The following is a 24,619-nucleotide window of genomic DNA, read 5'->3' as shown; positions in this document are numbered from 1 at the left end:
TGGCAATAAACTGATCCCACCGGGAAGCCGCTCTAAATTTCTGTCCAACATGGTGTACTTTAGCAAGTTGTTCAAAATCCTGTCGCACAACAGGTTTAATTAGCTCATGAAATACGGTATTCTGATGGGACAAAACCTGAATCCTGGTCGTTAAAGTGTTTGTTTGCACTCATATTTTAACTGTTAGGACTCAGGTTTTTTTATTTAAAGCAAACTATGGGACAGCAGTGCAGCCGAAGCTGCTCTTTTGGTCATTTTAATGTTTAAGCATTTTTGTGATAGAACTTGTAGTAGCTGGCATAGCACAGTGCGATAAACAGCAAGCAGCCAAAGAAACTGATACGCATGCTCGGATCAAACACCATACTGATACAGGTAATCAGACAGAACAGAAAACCCAGAATCGGTACGATCGGGAACAATGGCGCAGCAAAATCAAGATCCTTCGCTGTTTTACCCTGTTTGTACCATTCACGGCGGAAGTTGAACATGCTGAGACAGATGCTCATCCAGACCACAACCATGGTAAATGCTGCAATACCTAGCAAGTTCGTGAAGATGGTTTCCGGGGCAAACTGTTCAGACAGCAAACCAGGCATACCGCCAATCATGGTGACAATGACTGCAATATAAGGTACACCACGCGCATTTAAGCGGGAAAATACTGCTGGTAACTGTTTGCTGTAAGACAATGACCACATCATACGGGATGCAGCGAATAGACCTGAGTTAGCAGCAGACAGCAGTGCTGTAATAATCACAAAGCGGATAATATCTTCGGCATAAGGAATACCAATATGCTGGAATACTGTCACGAATGGACTGCTACTGACACCTTCAGCTGCCAGACCTGCTTCTTGATGCGGAAGAAGGGAGGTCACCACAATAATTGTACCTACAAAGAAAATCAGTAAGCGGAAAATTGCAGTATTAATTGCTTTCGGTACATTTTTGGCTGGATCTTTAGTTTCACCAGCAGCCACACCAATCAGTTCAGTTCCAGAGAAAGCGAAGTTTACAATCAGCATGGTTGTGAAGATTGGAAATAAACCTTCGGGGAACCAGCCTTGAGCTGTCAGGTTACTGAATAACGGAGCAGTTTCCTGTCCTTGGTAGCTTACTACACCAAAAATAGCGAGTAGGCCAAGCAGGATAAAGGTCACAACAGTAACGACTTTCACCAGTGCCAGCCAGAATTCGGATTCAGCAAACCAGCGAGTGGAAATCATATTCAGTGCGAATACGAAAGCACCAAAGATCAGTGTCCACATCCACATGGAGCTATCCGGGAACCATTCCTGCATTAATAAAGCTGCAGCGGTAAATTCAGTTCCCAGGGTTACTGACCAGGTCAGCCAGTATAGCCAGGTAATGGTGTAGCCAGTCCCTGGTCCAATATAGCGTTTGGCATAGGCGCCAAATGAGCCCGATTCGGGCATATGAACGGCAAGTTCACCCAGACATAGCATAACCATGTAAGCGATGATCCCGCCAAGGAGATAAGCAAGAATGGCACCTACAGGCCCCGTTTGTGCAATGACTTCACCCGAACCTAAAAATAGGCCTGTTCCGATTGCGCCGCCAAGCGAAATCATGACCAGATGTCGAGTACTCATAGCGCGTTTTAAAGGCGCAGAATTGCCCTGATGCGTAGCATCATTCGGAGATGAGTGCATAGGAGTCAAAAAATAAAAGAATGAAGCGGGTTATTGTAGTGAAAAACTACAAATCTGCAACGTATTAATATGGATTATGTATAAGACTTGATCGTGTGCGATCAGATAATGGCGTCCCTACGGGGATTCGAACCCCGGTTACCGCCGTGAAAGGGCGATGTCCTAGGCCTCTAGACGATAGGGACGTTGCGAGGTGATGGCTATATTAAGGACTCAGCCGGACTTTGTCAAAAGAGTTTTTACTAAAATGTATTTAACAGTTTAAACATTAGGCAAAACAAAAGCTTTATTTTATTAAGGTGTTATTTTCTGAACGGATTTACCAGATATGAAAAAATAAACCCAATCGGAATTGGGCTTATTAAAGAAATTATTTCAGTTCAAAAGTTTAGAACTTAAGCTTTTTGATGATAAAGCCAGTAGTAACTTGCATAGCATGCTGTCATAAACAATAAACAGCCAATAAAACCAGAGAGCATTTCAGGGTCAGCTGCCATACTCAGACCGGTTGCAGTACAAGTTACAAAACCTAGAATGGGAACTAAAGGGAACCAAGGTGTACGGAATTTTAGTTCAGAGACACTATGACCAGACTTCAGCCATTGGCGACGGAAATTAAACTGGCTCCAGCAGATGCTCATCCAGACAATCACCATGGTAAAAGCGGCCACGCCCATTAGGTTTTTAAAGATGACATCAGCGCCAAACTGCTCAGAGAGCAGACCAGGCAAACCGCCAATCATGGTGACCGAGACTGCTACATAAGGCACGCCGGATTTACTGACTTTAGCAAACAGTCGCGGTAACTGGTTTTGTGAAGACAATGCCCACATCATACGTGAAGCGGCATAAAGGCCAGAGTTTGCAGTCGACAGCAGTGCAGTGATAATTACGAAACGGATAAAGTCTTCCGCATATGGAATACCCATTTCGGTAAACACGGATACAAACGGACTGCTGCTTAAGCCCCCATGACCACCGACCTGTAAACCCGCATCGGTATAAGTCAGCAGCGAGCTAATCACGATAATGGTCCCGACAAAGAAAATCATCAGACGCCATACCGCAGCATGAATCGCTTTCGGTACATTTTTCTCAGGATTTTCGGTTTCACCGGCAGCGATCCCGATCATCTCGGTACCATTAAAGGCAAAGTTCACGATTAGTAATGTGGTGAATAACGGAATTAAACCGTTTGGCAGCCAGCCATGTTCAGTCAAATTATTGAACAGTGGCGCAGATTCATAACCTTGGAACGGAATAAAACCAAAGATACAGGCAAAGCCCAGAATAATGAAAATCAGTACAGTCGCGACTTTCACCAGCGATAGCCAGAATTCTGATTCGGCAAAGGTACGGGTTGAGCTTAGATTGGAGAGCAGAACACCTGCAGCAAAGATCAATGTCCATAACCAGATCGAAGTTTGCGGAAACCATTCCTGCATCAGAATCGCAGCGGCAGTAAATTCGGTACCCAAGGTGGCTGACCAGCCCAGCCAGTACATCCAGGACACCATATAGCCTGTACCCGGTCCAATATAATGGGTTGCAAAGGCACCAAAAGAACCAGACACAGGTAAATGTACGGCCAGTTCACCGAGGCAGAGCATTACCATATAGGCGATCAAGCCGCCAATAATATAGGCCAGTACCGCGCCTAAAGGCCCAGCTTGTGAAATCACTTCACCGGAACCCATAAACAGGCCGGTACCAATTGCACCACCAAGAGAAAGCATGATCAGATGACGTGTGCCCATGGCACGTTTTAACGACGGAGTTTGGCCCTCAACAGACGAATGCTGTGAAGGTGGAGAGGGAGATTGCATAGCTCAATTAAAAGGAGAGATTTAAAAAAAAGTATTTTAGTTTTAATTATGTGAAATATCACATAAATTGGAATTTCCTCATAAAATTCTTCTTTTAATTTGAAAAATAAATATTTGCGAAGTCTCTTAAAAACTAGTGATCTGGGGTCTGGTATTGCTCAGTTGATGTTTTTTTCAGCTGGTGCAGTTTTTGTTTGACTCTCAGTAGTTTTATCATCGCGACTGATCACATAAATATAAAGCACTGAAGGTGCCAGAATGAGTAAAATAAGCAAGATTTTCTTTAGCATGGGAAAATTGATCAAAACCTAACATCCACTTGATTATAGCCTAAGCAAACGAGAAAGTGCACCAAACTCAGTCATACGGAATTTATAACAATAGGATTGAAAGCAATAATAAGAAAAAGAGTTTTCTTGGAAAAAATGAAAGAAGAGTGGGGGAAATAAGATGGCGTCCCTACGGGGATTCGAACCCCGGTTACCGCCGTGAAAGGGCGATGTCCTAGGCCTCTAGACGATAGGGACGTTTAGAAGATGGCGGTATCTTATTGATCCGCCACCAAAGTGTCAAGCAGGTGAGGTGCGAGTTTGTTTAAAATATAGCAAAACAGTTCCGCAGTCTTTTGCGTATCGTATAACGCAGAGTGTGCTTCTTTGCCATCAAACTCAATCCCGGCCTGAATACAAGATTTAGCCAGAACCGTTTGACCAAACATCACCGCACTTAAAGTTACGGTATCAAACACAGAAAAACTGTGGAACGGGTTCTGGTTTTTGGTTCCGGTACGGGCAATTGCTGCCTGTACAAAGCCCAAATCAAAATGCGCATTGTGACCGACCAAAACAGCATGCGTACAATTTTGCTGACGACGCACTTCATTGACCGATTTAAAAATACGTTTTAACGCGGTTTTTTCATCTTCAGCCATCGCGATCCGCATCGGATTTGACGGGTCGATCCCGATAAATTCCAAAGAGCGGCGATCCAGGTTGGCACCTTCGAAAGGATTGATATGTGCGTGGTAAGCTTCACCGGGCACAAACTGGCCATCTTCATTATAAACAATTGGAATGGCCGCAATTTCTAACAAGGCATCAGTCTGTGCATTAAAGCCTGCTGTCTCAACATCGACAACAACAGGCAAAAATCCACGGAAACGCTGACCAATGACTGGAAGAGTTTCATTTGTCACATTTTTCTCCATTGAATGGTTTTTCCTGCATATAGCGGAACGATTTGCTCACCATCCAAGTAGTCTAGACTTTCAGGAATAACTTGATCTTCTTTGACCAGCGTAATGGTTCTGGTATTACGTGGGAGGCCGTAGAAATCTGCACCAAAGTGGCTGGCAAAACCTTCTAGGCGGTCGATTTTACCTACTTGATCAAAGGCCTGAGCATATAACTCAATTGCAGTCGGAGCACTATAGCATCCTGCGCAGCCACACGCATTTTCTTTGGCATTTTTTGAGTGCGGTGCACTGTCGGTGCCTAAGAAAAATTTAGGATTACCGCTCGTTGCCACTTCAAGCAACGTTTGCTGATGCGTCTGACGTTTTAAAATTGGCAGACAATAGAAGTGCGGCTTGATCCCACCAACCAGCATATCATTACGGTTAAACAGTAAATGCTGTGGGGTAATAGTCGCAGCCACATTACGATCCTGTTCCAGTACGAAATTAGCTGCCTCGCTGGTAGTAATGTGTTCCAGAACCAGTTTCAGTTTCGGGAACTGTTTTAGTAATGGTGCTAAGACTTCATCAAGGAAACGTTTTTCACGGTCAAAAATATCGACATGATTATGCGTCACTTCACCGTGCAGCAATAAAGGCACCTGATGCTCTTCAAGCTGTTCAATGACTGAATATACTTTACGAATGTCGCTTACACCGCTATCCGAGTTGGTGGTTGCGCCAGCAGGGTAAAGTTTAATAGCATTGACATGCTCAGAATCTTTAATCTTTTTGACTTCACTTGGAGAGGTATTATCTGTGAAATACAGCACCATGCGTGGATCAAAATCGCTACCTTCAGGAACATGCGCCATAATACGTTCACGGTAGCTTAATGCTTCTTCCACAGTTTTAACCGGTGGAACAAGGTTCGGCATACAGATGGCGCGGGAAAACTGTTTAGCTAGATCAGGAACGGTGCGTTGCAGAGCGTGACCATCACGCAGGTGGGCATGCCAGTCGTCTGGCTGGAGAAGGGTAATCGTATTCAAGGCGAATTCAATCGGAGAAATAAAACAAATGATAATGCATCTATGCCTAAAATGGTAACGAGAAATATATACAAAATAAGGGATATCTATAAATTAATTTATAAAAGTATGATATTTTAAAATTAATAAAAAAATTACATAAATACTTGGCAATGGAATACAAGTACAATCTAGCAAAATTGCAAGATGAAAAAGAAAAAATAGAAGAATTAATCACACGGCAAAGTCAGCGTGTAGGCTCGGTTTTCCCTCAGAATCTGGAACAGGAGTTCTGGAGCAAAAACCTGGAGCGGGCACGTAAACATGTCGAAAAGTATGTCTGGGCAGGTGTACTGACCTATTTTATTTTTCTGTTGGTCATGGTTCCGACCGACTACTGGATTATCGATTCACAATATTTCGTACAAGATTTTGTGCGCTGTATGCTAGGGCTGATCAATGGTAGTCTAGCTTTACTTGCTTTTTATTTCTTCTCTTGTCTACCTAAAATCAAACGCTTTTTTCCGCAAGCTTCCATGCTGCTGATGTTCTGGATGATAGTCTCGACCTCCTATCTGACCATGTCCATTCAAACAGTAAGCTTGCAACATCAGTCGATGGCGATCATCACCATTATCTACATTCTGGGTTATATTCTGACCGGAGTAAAACCTTTACAGATGTTAATCACGGGGTTATTTGCTGCACTTTGTACAGTCTGGCTGTTATCCATATTATCGATCGACTTTAATGCGCTGGTCTTGGGACGGATTCTGATCGGCAGTAGCCTATTGGGATGTGTGATTAGTTATATGCTTTTTGCCCGTGAGCGAATGATTTTTCTCTATACTATGCGGGCCAGAATCAGTGAGAAAATTCAGCGGATTCATACCACAGAATTACTGCATTTAAGCCAGCATGATGAACTGACCAAAATCTCTAATCGACGAACTTTCGATGAAACACTGGATATCTTTTTTGAACGTTCCCGTCGTAATCAGCATGCTTTGGCGATTTTGTTTATCGATGTCGATCACTTTAAAAACTATAACGATTTTTATGGACATCAAAAAGGGGACGATGTCATTTCCAGTATTGCCTTTACCATTAAAAATGCGATCCGGCATATGGACTTTGTGGCCCGTTATGGTGGTGAAGAGTTTGTCGTACTGCTTCCGGAAACCGATGCGCATGGCGCCTATGCAGTGGCTTCCAATATCTTTAATGCAATTGAGCGTCTGGAAATTCCGCATGAGAAATCTGGTGTAGCTAACCATATCATCATCAGTTTGGGCATTACCGTTTATCGTGGTGAATACTTCATTGATAAGGATGCTTTGTTGGGAATTGCCGATCAGGCGTTGTATCGAGCCAAACAGCTAGGACGGAATCAGATTTATTATCAGTCGATCCGCACTGCAAATCCAAACAGTGTGAATACCTAAATCGAATCTATAAAAAAACCGCTCAGATGAGCGGTTTTTTTGACCTTAACAAGCTTATTTGTTTTTGTCTTTTAATTGAGGTACTGCAGAACCTGTACCTACTGCAAGTAAGCCAGAATCTGTATAGATACCCAGTTTCGCACGTGTATCTGTGATATCCAGGTTACGCATAGTCAACTGACCGATACGATCAGCTGGAGAGAACATAGAATCACCTTTCTCCATAGTTAAACGCTCAGCTTCATAAGTGAGGTTAGGAGATTCAGTGTTCATGATGGTGTAGTCATTACCACGACGCAGTTCTAAAGTCACAGTACCAGTGATAGCTTTAGCTACCCAACGCTGTGCAGTTTCACGAAGCATCAATGCTTGAGAATCGAACCAACGACCTTGGTACAGAAGACGACCTAAACGAAGACCATTGATACGGTATTGTTCGATGGTATCTTCGTTATGAATACCAGTGACCAGACGTTCATAAGCAATGTGAAGAAGGGCCATACCCGGAGCTTCGTAGATACCACGAGATTTCGCTTCGATGATACGGTTTTCGATCTGATCTGACATACCTAGACCATGACGGCCACCAATACGGTTTGCTTCAAGAATGAACTCAACTGGATCTTCGATACGTTGACCGTTGATTGCAACAGGGAAACCTTCTTCAAAAGTAATCGATACTTCTTCAGGTTTGATTTCAACTTCTTCTTTCCAGAATGCAACGCCCATGATTGGGTCAACGATTTTGATACCGGCATTCAGGTATTCTAGATCTTTGGCTTCGTGAGTCGCACCCAACATGTTTGAGTCAGTTGAGTAAGCTTTCTCTTTTGACATTTTGTAGTCAAAGCCATTGTCGATCAGGAACTGTGACATTTCTGCACGGCCACCTAGTTCGTCAATGAAGGTCTGGTCTAACCAAGGTTTGTAGATTTTCAGGTTAGGGTTAGTCAACAGACCGTAGCGGTAGAAACGCTCGATGTCGTTACCTTTATAAGTAGAACCGTCACCCCAGATGTTCACGTCATCTTCTTTCATTGCAGTTACCAGCATGGTACCTGTTACTGCACGGCCAAGAGGAGTCGTGTTGAAGTATGGAACGCCACCTGTAGAAATGTGGAACGCGCCACATTGAATTGCAGCAATACCCTCTAATGCAAGCTGTAAACGGCAGTCGATCAAACGTGCTTTTACTGCGCCATAAGCTTCAGCTTTTTTTGGAATCGCATCGTAATCGTCTTCGTCTGGCTGACCCAAGTTTGCTGTATAAGCATAAGGTTCAGCGCCTTTTTGTTTCATCCACAAAAGAGCTGCAGAAGTATCTAGACCACCAGAAAAGGCAATACCAACTTTTTTGCCTACTGGGACATTCTGCAAGATAGTTGCATTATCAGACATTGTTCATCCTATGATATGAAATAGGCACGCCAGAAGTGGTGGCCTGAAAAAACACATATTGCGTCAATTGTATCATTATTTTATTTAGGTTTGCTTTAGAAAAGAAAAACTCGTTTCAAAATCTTGATTCAATAGGCTTAGATAATCATAAAATTACCGTATTTTTGACAAACGCTTAAAAAATAGGAAAATCTGGGAAGATTCAATAACATCATTAAAAAAACATCTTCAGGATAGCCCTCATGAGCCCGAATATTCCTCCTTTACCTAATCTGCAACCGGCTGCCAAAAATGAAACCCTGTCGATCGTGCATGGAATTTATGCCGGTTTGCTGATTTTTAGTACAGTTGCATTTTTATATCTGGAATATCAGCAGTCGACGATTTCCATGTTGAGTCTGGGTATTGTGTTGCTACTTTTGGCTGTGCTGATTGTTTTGAACATTCAGGCTTGCCTCAAGGTAAAACAGGACAATGGTTCAGGACGCACCTTGTCCAGAATTATGGCGATCCTGATGCTGCTTAGTTTTCCCATTGGTACAGTACTCGGCGTAATTGCCTTATGGAAATCCAGCAAAAATCAATGGCAGCAATAAATTCACCATTAAGGTACAGCATGAATATCACAATTGGTATTTGTGCCTGAGAAAGCGGACCTGATAGTCATAAAAAGCCTCTGAAAATCAGTTAAAGTACATTGATAAGATTTAAGCTTTTAGCCAAATAAGAATCAGGGATATTTTATGACAACGACGCGCTATGCAAATATTTTAAAACCATTACATCTGGGTTTCACCACGATTAAAAACCGTGTGGTGATGGGATCAATGCATACGGGCTTGGAAGATCGTTTTTATAATTATCCTAAACTGGCCGCTTATTTTGGTGAACGTGCCAAAGGTGGTGTGGGTCTCCTGATTACTGGCGGGATTTCACCTAACCGTCAGGGCTGGTTATTGCCTGCTGGCGGAACCATGAATACCTTGGGCGATGTTGCACCGCATCGACTGGTTACGCATGCCGTGCATAAGCATGGGGCCAAGATTCTGTTGCAGATTTTGCATGCCGGACGTTATGGCTATCAGCCTTTTGTGGTATCTGCCAGTCCGATCAAATCGCCAATTTCACCTTTTAAACCACGTCAGATGTCTGAAAACCAGATTCTGGATACGATTCAGGACTATGTTAAAACTGCAAAACTGGCTAAAAAAGCGGGTTATGACGGCGTGGAAATCATGGGCTCTGAAGGGTATTTGATTAACCAGTTTTTAAGCCGTCATGTCAATCAGCGTACTGATCGCTGGGGCGGAGAAATTGAAAACCGCATGCGTTTTGCAGTGGAAATTGTTAAAGCGATTCGTGCTGAAATTGGTGAAAGATTTATTATCTGTTTCCGTTTGTCCTTGCTAGATCTGGTGCATGATGGCAATACTATGCAGGAAGTGATTACCGTCGCTAAAGCATTAGAGAAGGCTGGAATAACTTTACTCAATACTGGTATTGGCTGGCATGAAGCGCGTATTCCGACGATTGTCACTTCTGTTCCTCGTGCTGCATTCGTAGATTACACCGCAGAAGTCAAAAAGCATGTTGCTGTTCCAGTCATTGCATCGAACCGGATCAATATGCCAGAAACTGCTGAAGCGATTTTGGCATCGGGTCAGGCAGATATGGTGCAAATGGCACGCCCGTTATTGGCAGATGCATTTTGGGTGAATAAGACAGCAACCAATCGAGTTGATGAAATTAATACCTGTATCGCCTGTAATCAGGCCTGCCTGGATCATACCTTTAAAAATAAACGTGCTACCTGTCTGGTGAATCCACGTGCCGGCTATGAAACCGAACTGGTTTATGTCAAAACCAAAAAGCCTAAAGGCATCGCCGTAGTAGGTGGTGGAGTGGCAGGTTTATCCGCAGCTACAGTCGCTGCCAGCCGCGGTCATGATGTGACTTTGTTTGAAGCCACTAATGAAGTGGGTGGACAATTTAATCTGGCCAAAGTGATTCCAGGCAAAGAAGAATTTCACGAAACCATTCGTTATTTCAAAGTACAACTGGAAAAAACCGGGGTAGATGTCCGTTTAAATACTCGAGTAAATCGGGAACAACTGGAACGCGAAGGTTTTGATGAAGTCATTGTGGCTACGGGCGTTGTTCCGCGTGAATTGAAAATTACCGGTAGTGATGCACCTCAAGTCCTGTCTTATGCTGAAGTATTGCGCGGCGCACCAGTAGGAGATCGTGTCGCTGTCATTGGTGCCGGAGGAATTGGTTTTGATGTATCAGAATTTTTATTAAAGCCACCGCATCAGCCACAACCGCAACCTGTAGATGAATGGAAACGGGAATGGGGTGTAGATCTGCATGCAAATTATGTAAGTGAAGGCGGACTGCAGCCAGCAGAAGTCGAGCCACCTGTACGTGAAATTTATCTATTACAGCGTAAAACTACTGCTTTAGGAGCAGGCTTAGGTAAAACCACGGGCTGGGTTCATCGTGCCCAATTAAAAAAACATGGCGTACGCATGTTACGCGGTGTGCACTACAAATCGATTACGGATGAAGGTTTGTGGATTGAAGTGGATGGGCATGATCAATTGCTGCGTGTAGATACGGTCGTCGTTTGTGCTGGTCAGGAGTCAGTCAAAGATGTTATGCCTTCAGATGATCAAAAGACTCTAGCGAATTACCATATTATTGGTGGAGCAAAGCTGGCTGCTGAGCTGGATGCCAAGCGTGCAATTCGTGAAGGGGCAGAATTGGCAGCAAAATTGTAAGGATTTGATGAAACTATATGCAGTTGATGAGATTCACTGTAATTTTCACTTGTCAGTCGCCTAAAAGCTCCGTATTATTGCGCACATGGAAGCGTGGCAGAGCGGTTTAATGCACCGGTCTTGAAAACCGACGAGGGCTTATACCCCTCCGTGAGTTCGAATCTCACCGCTTCCGCCAGATACGGAAAACCCCGATCATTGATCGGGGTTTTTTATTGACTAAGTTTTATTTAGTTGAAAATTGTCTGATTTTTTAGATAAAGCAGATAGATAACCAACTAATTGATCTAATTTCTAAGATATTTTCTTATTAAAAAATGAATGAATAAAAACGAATGCATATATAGCTTTAATTTCTAAAATTTAATCTCAGGCAATTAGCTTAAGCCTAAATAAAAAGGTATGATCCAAATTTTTATCTGATAAGAGGATATAAAAATCTAAAGCTTATTTTATTGCTGTTATCAGTTTATTAAATAGAACATTTTTCATTATTAATTCGCTGAATGACTGAAACAGCTGAAAGTCGACTAGGATAGTAGGATAATTTTTTGTTCTTTTCGGCTTTCATTTATGTCGAATTTTAAAGTGCGAGTTAAAAATGGCAACTGAACCTCTGAATCCTAAACGTCCACTTTATATTCCCTACGCAGGCACTGCATTACTTGAACTCCCATTGCTGAATAAAGGCTCAGCTTTCTCCGTAGAAGAACGTATTCATTTTAATTTACATGGACTTTTGCCCCAAGTGATCGAATCGATTGAGGAACAAAGTCAGCGTTCGTATCAGCAATACTGCTCATTCAATGATGCAATCAATAAGCATATTTACCTACGTAACATCCAGGACACCAACGAGACGCTTTTCTATCATTTGATTGAAAATCACTTAAGCGAAATGATGCCGATCATCTATACGCCAACGGTAGGAGAAGCATGTCAGCATTTTTCCGAGATTTATCGCCGTCATCGCGGGGTTTTTATTTCTTATCCAGATCGGGATCATATTGAGCACATCCTGCATAACGTGAATCGAAGAAATGTCAAAGTGATTGTGATTACGGATGGAGAGCGCATTCTTGGTTTAGGTGATCAAGGCATTGGCGGAATGGGTATTCCAATTGGAAAGCTGGCTTTATATACGGCATGCGGTGGCATTAGTCCAGCCTATACCTTGCCAATTACTTTGGATGTAGGCACGAACAACGAGCAGCTGTTGAATGATCCGATTTATATGGGATGGCGTCAGCCTCGTATCACTGGTGATGAATATTATGAGTTTGTCGAAATGGTGATACAGGCGATTCAGCAAAGATGGCCCGATGCGTTGATTCAATTTGAAGATTTTGCCCAGCACAATGCCATGCCTTTACTGGAAAAATATCGTGATCGAGTATGTTGCTTCAATGACGATATTCAGGGTACGGCAGCTGTGGCAGTAGGCAGTCTGATTGCAGCTTCCTATGCGTCAAACAAACAATTAAAAGATCAGACCATTGCCTTTCTAGGAGCAGGTTCAGCCGGTTGTGGGATCGCTGAACAGATTGTGGCAAAAATGGTGGCGGAAGGCCTGACTGATGCTGAAGCGCGTAAGCGGGTCTTTATGGTGGATCGCTTTGGTCTTATTACCCAGAATCAGCCAAACCTATTAAATTTTCAGAGAAAACTGGCTCAAGAACCAGAAAATATTGCTGAATGGGGAAATGCCGAAGAGATTATTTCTCTATTGGATGTCATCAAATATGCAAAACCCACAGTACTGATTGGGGTATCTGGACAGCCGGGATTATTTAGTAAAGAAGTAATCACGACCATGGCTGAAAATTGTGAACATCCGATCATCTTTCCTTTATCGAATCCTACTTCTCGCGTAGAAGCTGTTCCAGCCGATATTATTCAATGGACCAATGGGAAAGCTCTGATTGCTACAGGTAGCCCATTTGCACCCGTTAATTATCAGGAACACATTTATACTATTTCTCAATGTAATAACTCTTATATTTTCCCGGGAATTGGACTAGGCGTGATTGCTTCAGGCGCTACACGAGTCACGGATAATATGCTGATGGCATCAAGTAATGCCTTAGCAGAATGCTCTCCAAAACTTCAAGACCCAACCGCCAATTTGTTGCCAGATCTGGATCAGATTCAGCATATTTCCAAGATTATTGCTCTAAGGGTTGCACAAGCTGCGGTTGAGGATGGCGTCGCTCCGAAAGTTGGTTCTGAGGTGCTGCAGAAAGCCATAGATGCGAATTTCTGGATACCGGAATACCGGGAATATAAGCGTGTGACCTTTTAATATTATTAGGGAAAGGGCAGTTTAAAATTAAGTAAAGCAGAGCGATGACATTGTTATTTCTCTGCTTTTTTTTGTTTGGAGAAAACGAAAGTACACTAAAATGTAAAAGTTTAACTCACTCAAGCAATATGGATTTATTTTATCAAGTCGTTGAAATTAAATAAAATATAATGAAAATTCTGTAAATAATAAAATAATATTTATAAAGTAATTAAATATATATATATATATAAGAAAACTTGATTATTTTAAATCTTCCTGTATACTGGCCTTAACTAGAAAAAAGTCTTGTTGCAAAAAATCTTCCTTAAGTATCGTCGTTTTATTCATAATCCTTCGTTTTATCCAGATTTTAAGTTCCATTCTTTATTATTTTCAAAGTTACAACTGGTCATTCAGATGACTAAAAATTATTAAAAATTAGTAGGTTTTATTATGTCAAACTCAAATATTGTTAAAGGTACTGTAAAGTGGTTCAACGAAACTAAAGGTTTCGGTTTTATTCAACAAGAATCTGGTCCAGATGTTTTTGCTCATTTCAGTGAAATTGCTAGTTCAGGTTTTAAAACCTTAATGGAAGGTCAGCAAGTTGAATTCAGCGTAGTTCAAGGTCAAAAAGGCCCAAATGCTGTAAATATTACTGCGCTATAAGTCTGTAGAATAAAAAAGCACGCATCAGTGCTTTTTTATTGTTTTAAATAAAAGTTAAAAAGCTTTTTCTAGATTGGAAGAAGTATAAAAATAGGATACAAGTTGTTAAAAATTAATGAATTAATTGCAAAATCTAAAAATGGTACAGAAATTATTGTTTCTTTGATTCCCTTGAATAAAATGCAAAATACACGTCAAGGTTTTAAGGAAATTGAAGTAGGTAAAAGAGTACTGCTTCAATCAGGAATCGAAGTTGACCTGAATCTAGACGGTCGTACATTTTATACATCTTTAAATCAATTATTTAAATTAAATCATAAAGTTATTTAATATTTAAATTATATATTGGCTAACCAATTTCTAGCCGATCTCTCTTATAATCATTACTAAAGGTTTATTTATGCTTAAGCAAAATATTAATGTGAAAGATCAATTCGGTGTTCAATACGTGATTCAGGCTACTGTTGACCCTGATTTTGTTCATACCCAATCGGATTCTAACGTTAAACATATTACGGTTGAAGGTGAAAATATTCGCCCAAGTTTTGAAATGTTTTTTCAAAGCACCATCAGCGGCAAAATTTTCAAAATTATTTAGTAGTCATATGACATGACCAAAAGTGAATATAAAAAATCCTGGTATCTTGCCAGGATTTTGTCTTTGAAATTATTCACTTCTTAATTAAACCTATTCATCGTCTTATAAATAAACCCTGAATTAATAAGCACATTTTAGTTCACACTTAAATCGACTTAGCCATCATTTCAGTGATCTATATTTTATATCTTCTACTACTTATGCTTTTAGGCATAAAACTATCATCAACCTATAAAAAATCTAATACACATCAAATCAGAGAGCCAATCAGAGTTAAAACCCGTCAAGGTTATTATAAGTTTCGTTGGTATGAACTTAAGTCATATAAATGACTGAGGATATACAGCTGATTTAAGGTGGTGAGCAAGGGCAGTTAAGTTTTATTTTTGCTAGGACATTCAGAAGCTAAGTATTTAATCTTTTATTTTTGAATATTTAATACTCAATAGATGATCATAAAGTCAGGAGTTTACTCTATGAATAAATGTATAAAATTACTCGCCAAAAAAAAATTAAGTATTACTTTTCTAGAGAGTGCATCAGCAGGTTACCTGGCTTACCGATTTTCCCAAAATAAATATTCTGGCGATATTCTATATGGCGGACTGGTGTGTTATGACATGGGTGTCAAAGAGAATATTTTAAAAATCAAACCTGAATTTATTAAAAAATATACCCCGGAATCTATGGAAGTCACGCAGGAAATGGTCAGAAAAGCCAAGAAAATGTTTTATTCTGATATTTATATTGCCTGTACAGGACTCTTAAAAAGAGGCGGGACAGAAACCAAAGAAAAGCCAGTAGGAACTTTTTTCTATGTAATTTCTTATAAGGATGAGCTTTATAGTTTCCGCTTTCTTTGCAGAGGAAAACCGAGAGAGAAATTAAAAAAACTGGCAAGAAATATCAATCTGAGCTTAATTGAAATCCTTGAGGGCAGTCGAGACAAGAAAAATAAGTAAATCGCTATTTATTTAGCTCTTGATGGTCGCTCATACACTAATCATGAAAATGCTCTGCTATAAAAAAATCCCAGCCGAAGCGGGGGGGTTATATTTGATCGATCAATTAATAAGGATAATTAGGGACAGGGCCATGCGTTGGAATGGTGAGCCATTGTCCTGTTGCTAACCGATTTGAACCGCCATCCGGTTGCGCATAGAAATATAAAGGTGCGGTAGGCAGATTAAGCATGGCGACTGAAGCATGTGCAGTTGCAGTGACAGGCAAGCCATAAAGTGCATAAAAATCTTTTAGGTCATAGCCCATGATTTTTGAACTGAGCACATAAATCAGGTCAGGGCGGCTCATGCTTTTCGCATTAAAGGCGCCTAGTCCCAGTTTATTCTTATCTGCTTGAGAAGCTTTACTTAAATCGATCTGATTATATAAACGTTGTGCCGTATTCAGTAAGCGTATAAATTCAAATACACCCTGAAGATCAGGTCGCGATTTACCTTGATATAAACGGGTATAGTTCATGGCCATCTGGATATGGAAGGCCTGCATCGATACATGATAGCCATCTTGCCATAAGCGTTTTTCCATTGCGGCACGCTGTGCTTCACCTGACAGACCAAGGCTTTGTGTATCCTTGATATTGGCATATAAAGTTGGGTGGCGGAAGTTGCTGCCATTACTGTCCTGAGCATATAGATGATATTTACGCATCATGCTTAGGCCTGCCAGAATGTTGTTATTACATTCCACTACGCAACCAACAGTTTTTCCGGTTTCAGTGGAAGGGAATATCATGGTTAAGACATCCTGAACAGTATTATGTCCCAGTTCATGTACCCAGCCCCAATCGGTATCAATGCCAGTTGAACCATCTGATGGATTTCCTGAGCACAGGAAGCCACAGGTCACAATCCAGCCCACAAAATGCTGCACATTCGGGGCACGATGAACTGTGCCGATACAATCCCAGCCTAATTCATTACAACGCTGTGCCGTACTGCTATCCAGTGGCATATTGTTATAACCGTTGGCAATGTGGTTGCTGTCAAAGATTACGCCCTTAATCTGATCCACATAGGTACGTGCTGATCGATCACCAATGGCTTTTAAAGCATAATCATTGGTCTGCTGAATTTCACCACCAACAAATTTAAAAGTGTTCCAGCCGAAGTTTCTACTTTGCAGAATGCTGGTGGCCTCGCTAATATCCGCTTCAGTGATCGTTTGAGTAAAATCATAATGCGCATATTTTGCTGCACCTTTGATTTTTAAGGTCACCACCGAGCCTGCTTTGGCATTGCTGTAATTCAACATCAATGGTCCACCGAACGGGCTGATAAAGTCATTGCTTTGGCTGGCATCTAATTTCACGGCGAAACTATTGGAACGGCGAGGACGTTTATAGCCGCCATCATCAAAGGGATTGCCCCAGGCACGTAAATAGCTGGTCTGGACTGAAAGCTGCGCACCTTGAGCATCAACAATCTCAATACTGACAGGCTTGCCCGGAATACTGGCACGACCAATTGCGGTAATTCCGCTGCCTTGCGGAATGGTTACGGTAATGGTTTTGGCTTGCGCACTGACAGCCATGTTTTGTGCAAAGGCTGGCATATAATCGCCGGCACCGTTTGGATTCACCAATGTGGTTTTGCGTTTATAGTCCGTCCAGGAATCGCTGGCATAAGTACGCATAAAAGTCAGAGCATCGCTATTTTTCGATAGTCCGCTGTAATTCACGCCTGGACGCCAGAGATCTGCCAATAACACCAAGGCTTTTAGAATCTGATTATTATTTTTTGCGCTAAATGCAGTAATTCCTTGTGTATTTAAATTTTGTAGATTGGTAGAAGCTTTATTGATGGTTTGAATCAACGGATTATTGGCATTTAAATCACCTAGACGTGCCGCACTTGGTGACTTGAAATATTCCAGCATTTGGATCGTACTATCAATATCATTCACTTTATTCCATTGATCTGTGATAGAACGTCCTGAAGACATGAGTAAAGTATCTTGGCCACGCCAGTAATTATTATTGGTCTCAATCTTCAATGCCGAAAAGATTTTTTCCATCGGTGTAGTGACGTTATAACCCATTGCCTGGAAATATATTGGCTTACCTGCCTCCAGATATTCCTGAATCAAGCTGGATTCAAAATTATTGGCGCCAATATTACTGCCTAAAATCATCAGGTCAGCATCTTTCCAGCAGGTATTGGTTTGATCCAGTACATTACAATGTAGAAAGGTAACTTTAACCCCTAAATGCTGGGCAAAATATTTTCTATCATGCTCAGGTTGGTTTGTGCCAGACCATTCACGGTAAGTTTTAGTTCTTGTTTAGGCTGTGCTTGTGTTTTCCCCGTCAATAGCCAGCGAAAACCATTATTGAGCACGGGTGCAAAATCTACCACGTCAGGACTATTCGCTGAGATTCCCCCAAGCATATTCTGGCCAAAAGCCAGCGCACGGCCTTTACTGATTTGTGATGCGACTCCCAGACCACAGCCTTTATTCGCCTGCTGACTTAAATTCCAGCCGCAGGCTTAATCTGAAACTGCGATTGGCAAAGCTGCGCTTAAATCATAAGGATAAAAATTAATCGAAGCAGTTGGCGTAAATTGCAGTTGAGGTTGCAAAACTTTGCCATTCGAACTGGTATAGAGTGAGGTAATTAAACCCTTTTGCCATGTTTGTTGTTGCTTGGCGAGCTGCAAGGCCCAGTCTAACAATGTGGTGGAATCTTGCTGAATCAAAGGTCGGGCATCACCTGTACTCAATGCCTTATTAATCCGGGTGGTCGTTGGCGTTTGTGGATTTAAAGGTGGTGTACTGCCATCAGGTGTTTCTATAGGTGAGGGGGATGATTCCTCGTTATCAGGTGGATGGGTTGTTGATGGTGGATTAACAGCAGAATCTGGTGTTTCTGCTGGAGAAGATGTTCCGCTACTGCCGCCTTCACCACAGGCAATCAGACTGATCGATAGCGATAAGGTCAGTAAGGCTGTTCTCAACCTCAAATAATTTTTTTCCACAATTTTCCCCAAAGTATAACCAAAAAGACGATATTATTTTTAAAGTTGTCGTAAATATCAGATGAGAATTATAGAAGTAAGTGGCGGTAAAATAGAACTAATATTTAATTTAAGTATATGTTTTTTAATGATAAATAATTATTGAAAAATAATATTTAATGTGGTGCGGATTGAGTTAATTTTTATTTGTTTTAATTAGGCCGCAGTTTAAAAATAGCCACAACCCGAGCTGAAATTTTATGGTCTATCAGTTTTGACTTCGAACTTGAGTAGGGCCAGCGCAATTCTTTCTACATGTTGATAAGCCGATTGTTCTAACTCTTCACCAAAAATATCCGGATCAATTTCCTCATAAGACCAGTCAATATTTTGGTGCTGCTTCATCAAAGCTTCCAGATGCTGCAAGAAGCGATTGCCATCCTGACAAATAGTGACGCCAGTATATAAAAATAGACGTCCATTAGGATTGAGTCGCTGTAAACCCTGTTTGATAATCTTAAAAGACAATTCATTGCCATCCAGTTCATTGCCTCCATGACGGTATTGCCGTTGATCTGGATCAATTAAATAAGGAGGATTGGCAAAAATCAGGTCAAACTGACCTTCAAGACCAGAAAATAAATTACTTTGCACAGGATGAATCGTATCAAAACCTGAAAAATCGATATTAATCTGGCTATAGAGAAGGGCTTTAGGATTCAGATCTGCGACAAAGATTTCCTTATGATCAGGAAAATGTTTAGCTATATGAATTGCAGCAGCAGAAGTGCCACAGCATATTTCAGCCGCCCGTTTAAAAGAATTGGCCTGGAAAGATAAATACTGCTTTAAATGATAGGCAAAACGGTAAGTATCAGGACCAAAAAAAACAGCGTCCTGTTGGGTCGTAGGAAAGGCTGAATGAATAAATAATTCGTCTTCAAGTGAAGCGGCTCTGATCAGACTTTTATATGTATTATCCTGAACTTCTAGAAGCTGATGTTCTAATAATAATGAAAAAAGAACAGGATCAAGATCAGTAATTGTAAATTCCAGATTCCAGCCAAAGATATCCTGTAGGGTTTTCTGTTTATTTTTTTCGCTTCTTTTGCGATCCAGAATCCGTTGATGAGAAAGTGGGGTAATGGCGGTAAACTGATATTGCTGTTGTTTTAAAAAATTTAATAGAAAGTGCAGAGCTTGTTGCTGGCTGCTTTGGATTTCTAAAATCTGGTTCATTAGATGTGCTCTTCGGTTTATTCAGAATAAATGAAAAGGTGCATACACCTGTTTTAACCTATACAAGATAATGACCAGAACAGCCATTCGCTATATTGATTCAATCAAAATGGATCATATTAATCTTCGCCCAAAATTTACTGTTGTTCGGTAAAAAACTGATGTGAATTGGTTTAATTTGTATAGTGGGATATTAAAGCTCACATCCTCGTAAGGAGTGAATCACTTTTATTTTTATATGTTTTCTATAAAAATGCCGACTGATCAAAATGATGAGTCGGCATAGACTGAATATAAATAGAAATTTTAATGAGCAGCTTCTGGTAAATCAAACCAGATCACTTGAGCATCTTCAATCGCCTTAATTTCTGCATCATCCATAAAGGCAATCGCACCACCAGCTTCAACTGTATATTCTGCAATTTGTACTGAGCCAGAAATCACATGTACATAATTGATATGCTGAGTCGCTTTGATGTCCAGACTTTGGCCTTTATGGATCACTGCGGTTTTGACTTCTGCATTTTGACGAATGTGCATGGGTGCATTGTTATTCGGTCCACAAATTAAATGCCATTGATTTGGTTGTTCTTTTGCGTCCAGACGAATTTGCTGATAATTTGGCTGAGCATCATGTTCATTCGGAATGATCCAGATTTGCAGGAGATGCACCTGTTCATCGCCCTGGTTCATTTCACTATGACGTACACCGGTTCCAGCACTCATCAGTTGCCATTCACCTGCTGCAATACCGCCATGATTGCCCATACTGTCCTGATGAGTAATCGTGCCTTTCAATACACAGGTCAGGATTTCCATATTGTCATGCGGATGGGTACCAAAGCCCTGATGTGCATCAATCAGATCATCATTAATAACGCGTAATGCACTCACGCCCATATAGTTCGGATTGTACCAGTTGCCAAATGAGAAGCTGTGTTTAGACTCCAGCCAGCCCATTTTTACATGACCACGATTTTCACTTGGATGTAGAAAAGCTTTCATGAATTTATCTCACTTTAATTTTTAACTTGAGATCATCATAACGTTGTTTTAATTCTTAAAAAATTATAAACAGGCGACAGATCATTGCATTTTTGCAACGATATAAGAGAAAGCAGGTATAAAAAAGCCCACTCGTAAGCGGGCTTAGGTATTTAAATAAAGATTATTCAAGGAAACGGACAGTTACGCCTGATTTCACTTTACGGCCTAAATCATTCGCATCCCAGTTAGTCAGACGGATACAACCATGTGACGCAGTTTTAGAGATTGCAGATGGATTTGGCGTACCATGAATACCAAATGATTTTTTGCTTAAACCGATCCAGATATTACCTACAGGACCGTTTGGACCAGGTGGTAAAGAAAGTGGTTTCTTGTTGTTGCCTTGAACAAAGTTAGATGGTGAGTAGCTATACCATGGGTTTTTCGCTACGCCAGTCACTTTATAAGTTCCTGTTGGCGATGGAGTACTCGAACTACCAATCGTTGCAGGGAAAGAAGCGATCATCTGGTTACGGCTATTGAACAGATAAAGCTGCTTAGCACCTTTATGCGCCACAATTAAATGAATATCTTCAGGAACTTCATTGCGGATATTGGCAACAATCAGCTTTTCCCCAGCTTTTTTGAAGGTAGCTTTTGGATTTAACTTTTTCAAAAAGTCTTCATCCATATGGAATTTTTCACCCAGCATTTCAGTTACGCGAGTGTAATACAGACCTTTCATTTTTGCCTGTAAGGCATAGTCAGAAGGAATAGACTCGGCATAAGGACCTTTCAGGTCTTCTTCAGTGATGGTGTATTCCACAAAAGCAGGCTTAGAACCTTGTTTAGCCAATAGGGCATCCCAAGTTTCCTGAGTTAACGTACCTGTTGGTTTAATACCATTCATTTGCTGGAAAGATGCGATCGCTTTCAAGGTATTTTTACCGCTAGTACCGTCAATCGCACCTGGAGAAGCATGGGCATTATTCAACATGACATGCGCACGTGCATACACCGGAAATTGGCCTTTACCAATATCTTCATACCAGCTTGCATTATTAAGGCCATCTAAAGTCCAAGATGCTTTCGCAGCAGCAGAATTCGTCGGTGCTTTAGTCTTGGTTGAAGCAGCACCGATATCGGCCGTCTGGTCTTCAGTATCTTGTAATACATCTAATGCTTCAGAAGCTTTCTTCAGATCTTGTTGTTCTTGAGCACTAATTCGAGTTTCTGCTTGTGCTGCCGAAGCTTCAGTCGCTAAAGGATCAATCGGATCCTGTACCGCAACATCAGTGACAACTTGGGGATTTAATGGTTGTTCAGCAGTAGACGCAGCGAAAACAGTACCTGCGAAAATGCAACCTAGACTCACAGCGAGCATTGTGCGAACGAACATGTAACTCAACCCTTAAAAATATTTCGTTAACTATGTGAAAAAACACTATAAGTATTACAGAAAAAATGTGGAGATGCAGTAGTTCTTTTGTGTAATTCCTCACATTTAATCACTTAACATGATCGGTTTTTAAAGTCATGAGAAGTTATTCAAAATGCAGTCATTTTGTTATGATGTGGGCAATATCAAAGATAGATAGGAAAGTGAATGACGACCTTAAAAAATGATCGTTTTCTGCGCGCATTGTTACGTGAACCTGTAGATACTACCCCTGTATGGATGATGCGTCAGGCAGGCCGTTATTTACCAGAATATCGAGAAACACGTGCCAAAGCAGGGGATTTCCTTTCTCTTTGCAAAAATACTGAATTTGCCTGTGAAGTGACTTTGCAGCCTTTACGCCGTTATGAGCTGGATGCGGCCATTTTATTTTCGGACATTCTGACTGTACCAGATGCTTTAGGTCTGGGTCTGTATTTTGAAGCAGGTGAAGGTCCGAAATTCCACAAAACTGTGCGGACTGAACAGGATGTGGCTAATTTACCCAAATTCAATGCCAAGTCTGACCTTGATTATGTAATGAATGCAGTGTCGACCATTCGTTCCGCTTTGGGTGGGCAAGTACCATTGATCGGCTTCTCTGGCAGTCCGTGGACCTTGGCGACATATATGGTTGAAGGGGGTTCGAGCAAAGACTTCCGCTTCACTAAAAACATGATGTACGCACAGCCAGAGGTTCTGCATGCTTTATTAGAACGTTTAGCAGATGCTGTGACTGAATATCTGAATGCCCAGATTGATGCAGGTGCTCAGGCAGTACAGATCTTTGATAGCTGGGGCGGGGCACTTGCTCATCGTGAATATATTGAATTTTCACTCAATTATATGCAGAAAATTGTGGCAGGTTTGCAACGTGAAAAAGACGGTCGCAAGATTCCAGTAATTCTGTTTACCAAAGGTGGAGGTCAATGGCTGGAGCCAATGGTTGCGACCGGTGCAGATGCTTTTGGTCTGGACTGGACTACACCGCTTAATGTTGCGCGTCAGACTGTTGCAGGCCGTGCCGCACTACAAGGCAACCTGGATCCGGCAACTTTATATGGCACTCCAGACGCGATTGCTAAAGCAACCAAGTTGATGCTGGATGATGCCTATGCTAACGGTGAAAAAACCGGTTATGTAGCCAACTTAGGTCATGGCATTACCCAGTGGGTGGATCCAGCCAATCCTAAAGTATTTATTGATACCGTACATGAGTACAGCGCTAAATACCTTTAGGATGTAAACCTTGATCGACTTTTTTAAATCAGGGTTTGAATTTATCTATAAGGCAGCTTCGGCTGCCTTATTTGGGATTCTGCTCCTGCTTGCTTTTGCACAAACCGCATCAATGGGTAGTGAACTTTTTTATGGTTTCTACCGCTATGACTATCTATTATTTTTTGCTTTACTGATTCAGATGGTATTGCTCTATACCAAACTGGAATCTTGGGCCGAAGCCAAAGTAATTGCCTTGTTCCATATCATGGCGATGGTCATGGAAATTTTCCTGACCCATCCGGCGATTGCATCCTGGCAATATCCGCAACCTGCAATTTTTAAAATACTGACTGTGCCTTTATTTGCCGGCTTTATGTATTCGGCTGTCGGCAGTTTTTTTGCACGTTCTTTACGCTTATACCAAGTTTCATTTGAAAAATTGCCGCGCTTTAGCCATATGCTGGCCTTGGCAGTCTTGTCCTACATCAACTTTATGAGCAAATTTTTCATTCCGGACTATCGCTTGCTGTTATTTGTCTGGAGTGTAGTGATGTTCTGGAAAACCAGAATCTGGTTTCAGTTGAATCAGCATGCTTTTCAGCTGCCGATGTTACCTGTCCTGTTGATTTTGGCCTTTATTATCTGGGTGGCTGAGAACATCAGTACGTTTTATCAGATCTGGCTATATCCAAGCCAGGTAGAAAAATGGCATATGGTCGGTTGGGGCAAGCTTGGTTCCTGGTATTTACTTTTATTGCTCAGTCTAGTGCTGGTGTTAAAGATTCTAGGACAGCGTAATTCTCAAGGTAACTGGAGCCTAAAAACCCGGTAAAACTATTCTGTTTATCTTTATGTAAATTGGACATTTTTTCATTG

21 protein-coding genes, 3 tRNA genes and 1 pseudogene are annotated in these 24,619 nt (G+C 41.3%); 11 read left to right on the top strand and 14 right to left on the bottom strand.

The features are described 5' to 3' along the window. From ACEWB7_RS07280 to pyrC, 7 genes are all read right to left on the bottom strand, one after another. The coding region (locus tag ACEWB7_RS07280) for a DUF4372 domain-containing protein (RefSeq protein WP_180004150.1) at positions 1–133 on the bottom strand (133 nt) is incomplete at its 3' end. Between the two features lie 130 nt (positions 134–263). Further along, the gene (locus ACEWB7_RS07275; protein ID WP_034170462.1) at positions 264–1,676 is read right to left on the bottom strand and encodes an amino acid permease; all 1,413 of its coding nucleotides are present in this window, start codon (positions 1,674–1,676) and stop codon (positions 264–266) included. Positions 1,677–1,785: 109 nt separating this feature from the next. Beyond that, positions 1,786–1,861: transfer RNA gene (locus ACEWB7_RS07270), tRNA-Glu, on the bottom strand. Positions 1,862–2,071: 210 nt separating this feature from the next. Next, a complete protein-coding gene (locus tag ACEWB7_RS07265; RefSeq protein WP_034704926.1) occupies positions 2,072–3,502 on the bottom strand; it encodes an amino acid permease in 1,431 nt (476 codons plus the stop codon). A 451-nt stretch (positions 3,503–3,953) separates the two neighbouring features. Continuing rightward, positions 3,954–4,029 (bottom strand) — tRNA-Glu (locus tag ACEWB7_RS07260). A gap of 20 nt (positions 4,030–4,049) precedes the next feature. Then, positions 4,050–4,709, bottom strand: a complete 660-nt coding sequence (rnt, locus tag ACEWB7_RS07255) for a ribonuclease T (RefSeq protein WP_034704922.1) — start codon at positions 4,707–4,709, stop codon at positions 4,050–4,052. Next, complete coding sequence (gene pyrC / locus ACEWB7_RS07250; RefSeq protein WP_312308895.1) at positions 4,694–5,728, bottom strand: dihydroorotase; 1,035 nt, start codon at positions 5,726–5,728, stop codon at positions 4,694–4,696. The genes rnt and pyrC overlap by 16 nt, the downstream gene beginning before the upstream one ends. 152 nt (positions 5,729–5,880) lie before the next feature. On the opposite strand from pyrC, the gene ACEWB7_RS07245 reads away from it, so the two are divergent. Further along, on the top strand, positions 5,881–7,152 hold the full coding sequence (locus ACEWB7_RS07245) for a diguanylate cyclase (RefSeq protein ID WP_312318589.1): 1,272 nt from the start codon (positions 5,881–5,883) through the stop codon (positions 7,150–7,152). Positions 7,153–7,206: 54 nt separating this feature from the next. Here the strand turns inward: ACEWB7_RS07245 and argG are convergent, their stop codons facing one another. After that, positions 7,207–8,550, bottom strand: a complete 1,344-nt coding sequence (gene argG / locus ACEWB7_RS07240; RefSeq protein WP_005234795.1) for an argininosuccinate synthase — start codon at positions 8,548–8,550, stop codon at positions 7,207–7,209. 242 nt (positions 8,551–8,792) lie between these two features. On the opposite strand from argG, the gene ACEWB7_RS07235 reads away from it, so the two are divergent. The 8 genes from ACEWB7_RS07235 (at position 8,793) to ACEWB7_RS07200 (ending at position 15,843) form a co-directional block, all read left to right on the top strand. Beyond that, on the top strand, positions 8,793–9,146 hold the full coding sequence (locus ACEWB7_RS07235) for a hypothetical protein (RefSeq protein WP_034704915.1): 354 nt from the start codon (positions 8,793–8,795) through the stop codon (positions 9,144–9,146). A 147-nt stretch (positions 9,147–9,293) separates the two neighbouring features. Next, positions 9,294–11,330 carry an NADPH-dependent 2,4-dienoyl-CoA reductase gene (locus ACEWB7_RS07230; RefSeq protein ID WP_034704913.1) on the top strand — a complete coding sequence of 679 codons (2,037 nt, stop codon included), beginning with the start codon at positions 9,294–9,296 and terminating at the stop codon, positions 11,328–11,330. Positions 11,331–11,417: 87 nt separating this feature from the next. Continuing rightward, positions 11,418–11,508: transfer RNA gene (locus ACEWB7_RS07225), tRNA-Ser, on the top strand. A 423-nt stretch (positions 11,509–11,931) separates the two neighbouring features. Continuing rightward, positions 11,932–13,632: an NAD-dependent malic enzyme gene (locus tag ACEWB7_RS07220; RefSeq protein ID WP_034704912.1), complete on the top strand. Its 1,701-nt coding sequence runs from the start codon at positions 11,932–11,934 to the stop codon at positions 13,630–13,632. 435 nt (positions 13,633–14,067) lie between these two features. Next, positions 14,068–14,283 carry a cold-shock protein gene (locus ACEWB7_RS07215; protein ID WP_004782814.1) on the top strand — a complete coding sequence of 72 codons (216 nt, stop codon included), beginning with the start codon at positions 14,068–14,070 and terminating at the stop codon, positions 14,281–14,283. 102 nt (positions 14,284–14,385) lie between these two features. Then, entirely contained in the window at positions 14,386–14,613 is a 228-nt protein-coding gene (locus tag ACEWB7_RS07210) for a hypothetical protein (RefSeq protein WP_004782813.1), read from the top strand. A 70-nt stretch (positions 14,614–14,683) separates the two neighbouring features. Beyond that, complete coding sequence (locus ACEWB7_RS07205; protein ID WP_034706083.1) at positions 14,684–14,881, top strand: hypothetical protein; 198 nt, start codon at positions 14,684–14,686, stop codon at positions 14,879–14,881. Between the two features lie 476 nt (positions 14,882–15,357). Then, positions 15,358–15,843 carry a CinA family protein gene (locus ACEWB7_RS07200; protein WP_034706081.1) on the top strand — a complete coding sequence of 162 codons (486 nt, stop codon included), beginning with the start codon at positions 15,358–15,360 and terminating at the stop codon, positions 15,841–15,843. 106 nt (positions 15,844–15,949) lie between these two features. Here the strand turns inward: ACEWB7_RS07200 and ACEWB7_RS07195 are convergent. The 6 genes and pseudogenes from ACEWB7_RS07195 to ACEWB7_RS07170 all read right to left on the bottom strand — a co-directional run. Then, a pseudogene (locus ACEWB7_RS07195) lies at positions 15,950–18,088 on the bottom strand (ImpA family metalloprotease); the annotation flags it as partial. 17 nt (positions 18,089–18,105) lie between these two features. Next, on the bottom strand, positions 18,106–18,309 hold the full coding sequence (locus ACEWB7_RS07190) for a hypothetical protein (protein ID WP_312308902.1): 204 nt from the start codon (positions 18,307–18,309) through the stop codon (positions 18,106–18,108). 81 nt (positions 18,310–18,390) lie between these two features. Beyond that, positions 18,391–18,879, bottom strand: coding sequence for a hypothetical protein (locus tag ACEWB7_RS07185; RefSeq protein WP_052026336.1), 489 nt, complete (start codon positions 18,877–18,879; stop codon positions 18,391–18,393). 237 nt (positions 18,880–19,116) lie between these two features. Next, entirely contained in the window at positions 19,117–20,097 is a 981-nt protein-coding gene (locus ACEWB7_RS07180; protein WP_312318578.1) for a class I SAM-dependent methyltransferase, read from the bottom strand. Between the two features lie 306 nt (positions 20,098–20,403). Continuing rightward, positions 20,404–21,102 carry a pirin family protein gene (locus ACEWB7_RS07175; protein ID WP_180053194.1) on the bottom strand — a complete coding sequence of 233 codons (699 nt, stop codon included), beginning with the start codon at positions 21,100–21,102 and terminating at the stop codon, positions 20,404–20,406. A gap of 163 nt (positions 21,103–21,265) precedes the next feature. Next, complete coding sequence (locus ACEWB7_RS07170; protein WP_312308879.1) at positions 21,266–22,483, bottom strand: L,D-transpeptidase; 1,218 nt, start codon at positions 22,481–22,483, stop codon at positions 21,266–21,268. Positions 22,484–22,690: 207 nt separating this feature from the next. Between ACEWB7_RS07170 and hemE the strand changes: the two genes are divergently transcribed. Together hemE and ACEWB7_RS07160 are read left to right on the top strand one after the other, a co-directional pair. After that, the gene (hemE, locus tag ACEWB7_RS07165; protein ID WP_179992059.1) at positions 22,691–23,761 is read left to right on the top strand and encodes a uroporphyrinogen decarboxylase; all 1,071 of its coding nucleotides are present in this window, start codon (positions 22,691–22,693) and stop codon (positions 23,759–23,761) included. A 10-nt stretch (positions 23,762–23,771) separates the two neighbouring features. Beyond that, the gene (locus tag ACEWB7_RS07160; protein WP_312318573.1) at positions 23,772–24,575 is read left to right on the top strand and encodes a DUF817 family protein; all 804 of its coding nucleotides are present in this window, start codon (positions 23,772–23,774) and stop codon (positions 24,573–24,575) included. Positions 24,576–24,619: the final 44 nt, after the last annotated feature.

Source organism: Acinetobacter sp. NIOH-H-8 (genome assembly GCF_046635365.1).
Classification (GTDB): Bacteria; Pseudomonadota; Gammaproteobacteria; order Pseudomonadales; family Moraxellaceae; genus Acinetobacter.
This window is presented reverse-complemented; position numbering and strand designations above follow the sequence as displayed.

What these genes read in the sequence shown, in the direction of transcription:
- ACEWB7_RS07275 (WP_034170462.1), bottom strand. Translation starts at nt 1,676, where the DNA reads ATGCACTCATCTCCGAATGATGCTACGCATCAGGGCAATTCTGCGCCT.
- ACEWB7_RS07265 (WP_034704926.1), bottom strand. Translation starts at nt 3,502, where the DNA reads ATGCAATCTCCCTCTCCACCTTCACAGCATTCGTCTGTTGAGGGCCAA.
- rnt (WP_034704922.1), bottom strand. Translation starts at nt 4,709, where the DNA reads ATGGAGAAAAATGTGACAAATGAAACTCTTCCAGTCATTGGTCAGCGT.
- ACEWB7_RS07245 (WP_312318589.1), top strand. Translation starts at nt 5,881, where the DNA reads ATGGAATACAAGTACAATCTAGCAAAATTGCAAGATGAAAAAGAAAAA.
- argG (WP_005234795.1), bottom strand. Translation starts at nt 8,550, where the DNA reads ATGTCTGATAATGCAACTATCTTGCAGAATGTCCCAGTAGGCAAAAAA.
- ACEWB7_RS07235 (WP_034704915.1), top strand. Translation starts at nt 8,793, where the DNA reads ATGAGCCCGAATATTCCTCCTTTACCTAATCTGCAACCGGCTGCCAAA.
- ACEWB7_RS07230 (WP_034704913.1), top strand. Translation starts at nt 9,294, where the DNA reads ATGACAACGACGCGCTATGCAAATATTTTAAAACCATTACATCTGGGT.
- ACEWB7_RS07220 (WP_034704912.1), top strand. Translation starts at nt 11,932, where the DNA reads ATGGCAACTGAACCTCTGAATCCTAAACGTCCACTTTATATTCCCTAC.
- ACEWB7_RS07215 (WP_004782814.1), top strand. Translation starts at nt 14,068, where the DNA reads ATGTCAAACTCAAATATTGTTAAAGGTACTGTAAAGTGGTTCAACGAA.
- ACEWB7_RS07205 (WP_034706083.1), top strand. Translation starts at nt 14,684, where the DNA reads ATGCTTAAGCAAAATATTAATGTGAAAGATCAATTCGGTGTTCAATAC.
- ACEWB7_RS07200 (WP_034706081.1), top strand. Translation starts at nt 15,358, where the DNA reads ATGAATAAATGTATAAAATTACTCGCCAAAAAAAAATTAAGTATTACT.
- ACEWB7_RS07180 (WP_312318578.1), bottom strand. Translation starts at nt 20,097, where the DNA reads ATGAACCAGATTTTAGAAATCCAAAGCAGCCAGCAACAAGCTCTGCAC.
- ACEWB7_RS07175 (WP_180053194.1), bottom strand. Translation starts at nt 21,102, where the DNA reads ATGAAAGCTTTTCTACATCCAAGTGAAAATCGTGGTCATGTAAAAATG.
- ACEWB7_RS07170 (WP_312308879.1), bottom strand. Translation starts at nt 22,483, where the DNA reads ATGTTCGTTCGCACAATGCTCGCTGTGAGTCTAGGTTGCATTTTCGCA.
- hemE (WP_179992059.1), top strand. Translation starts at nt 22,691, where the DNA reads ATGACGACCTTAAAAAATGATCGTTTTCTGCGCGCATTGTTACGTGAA.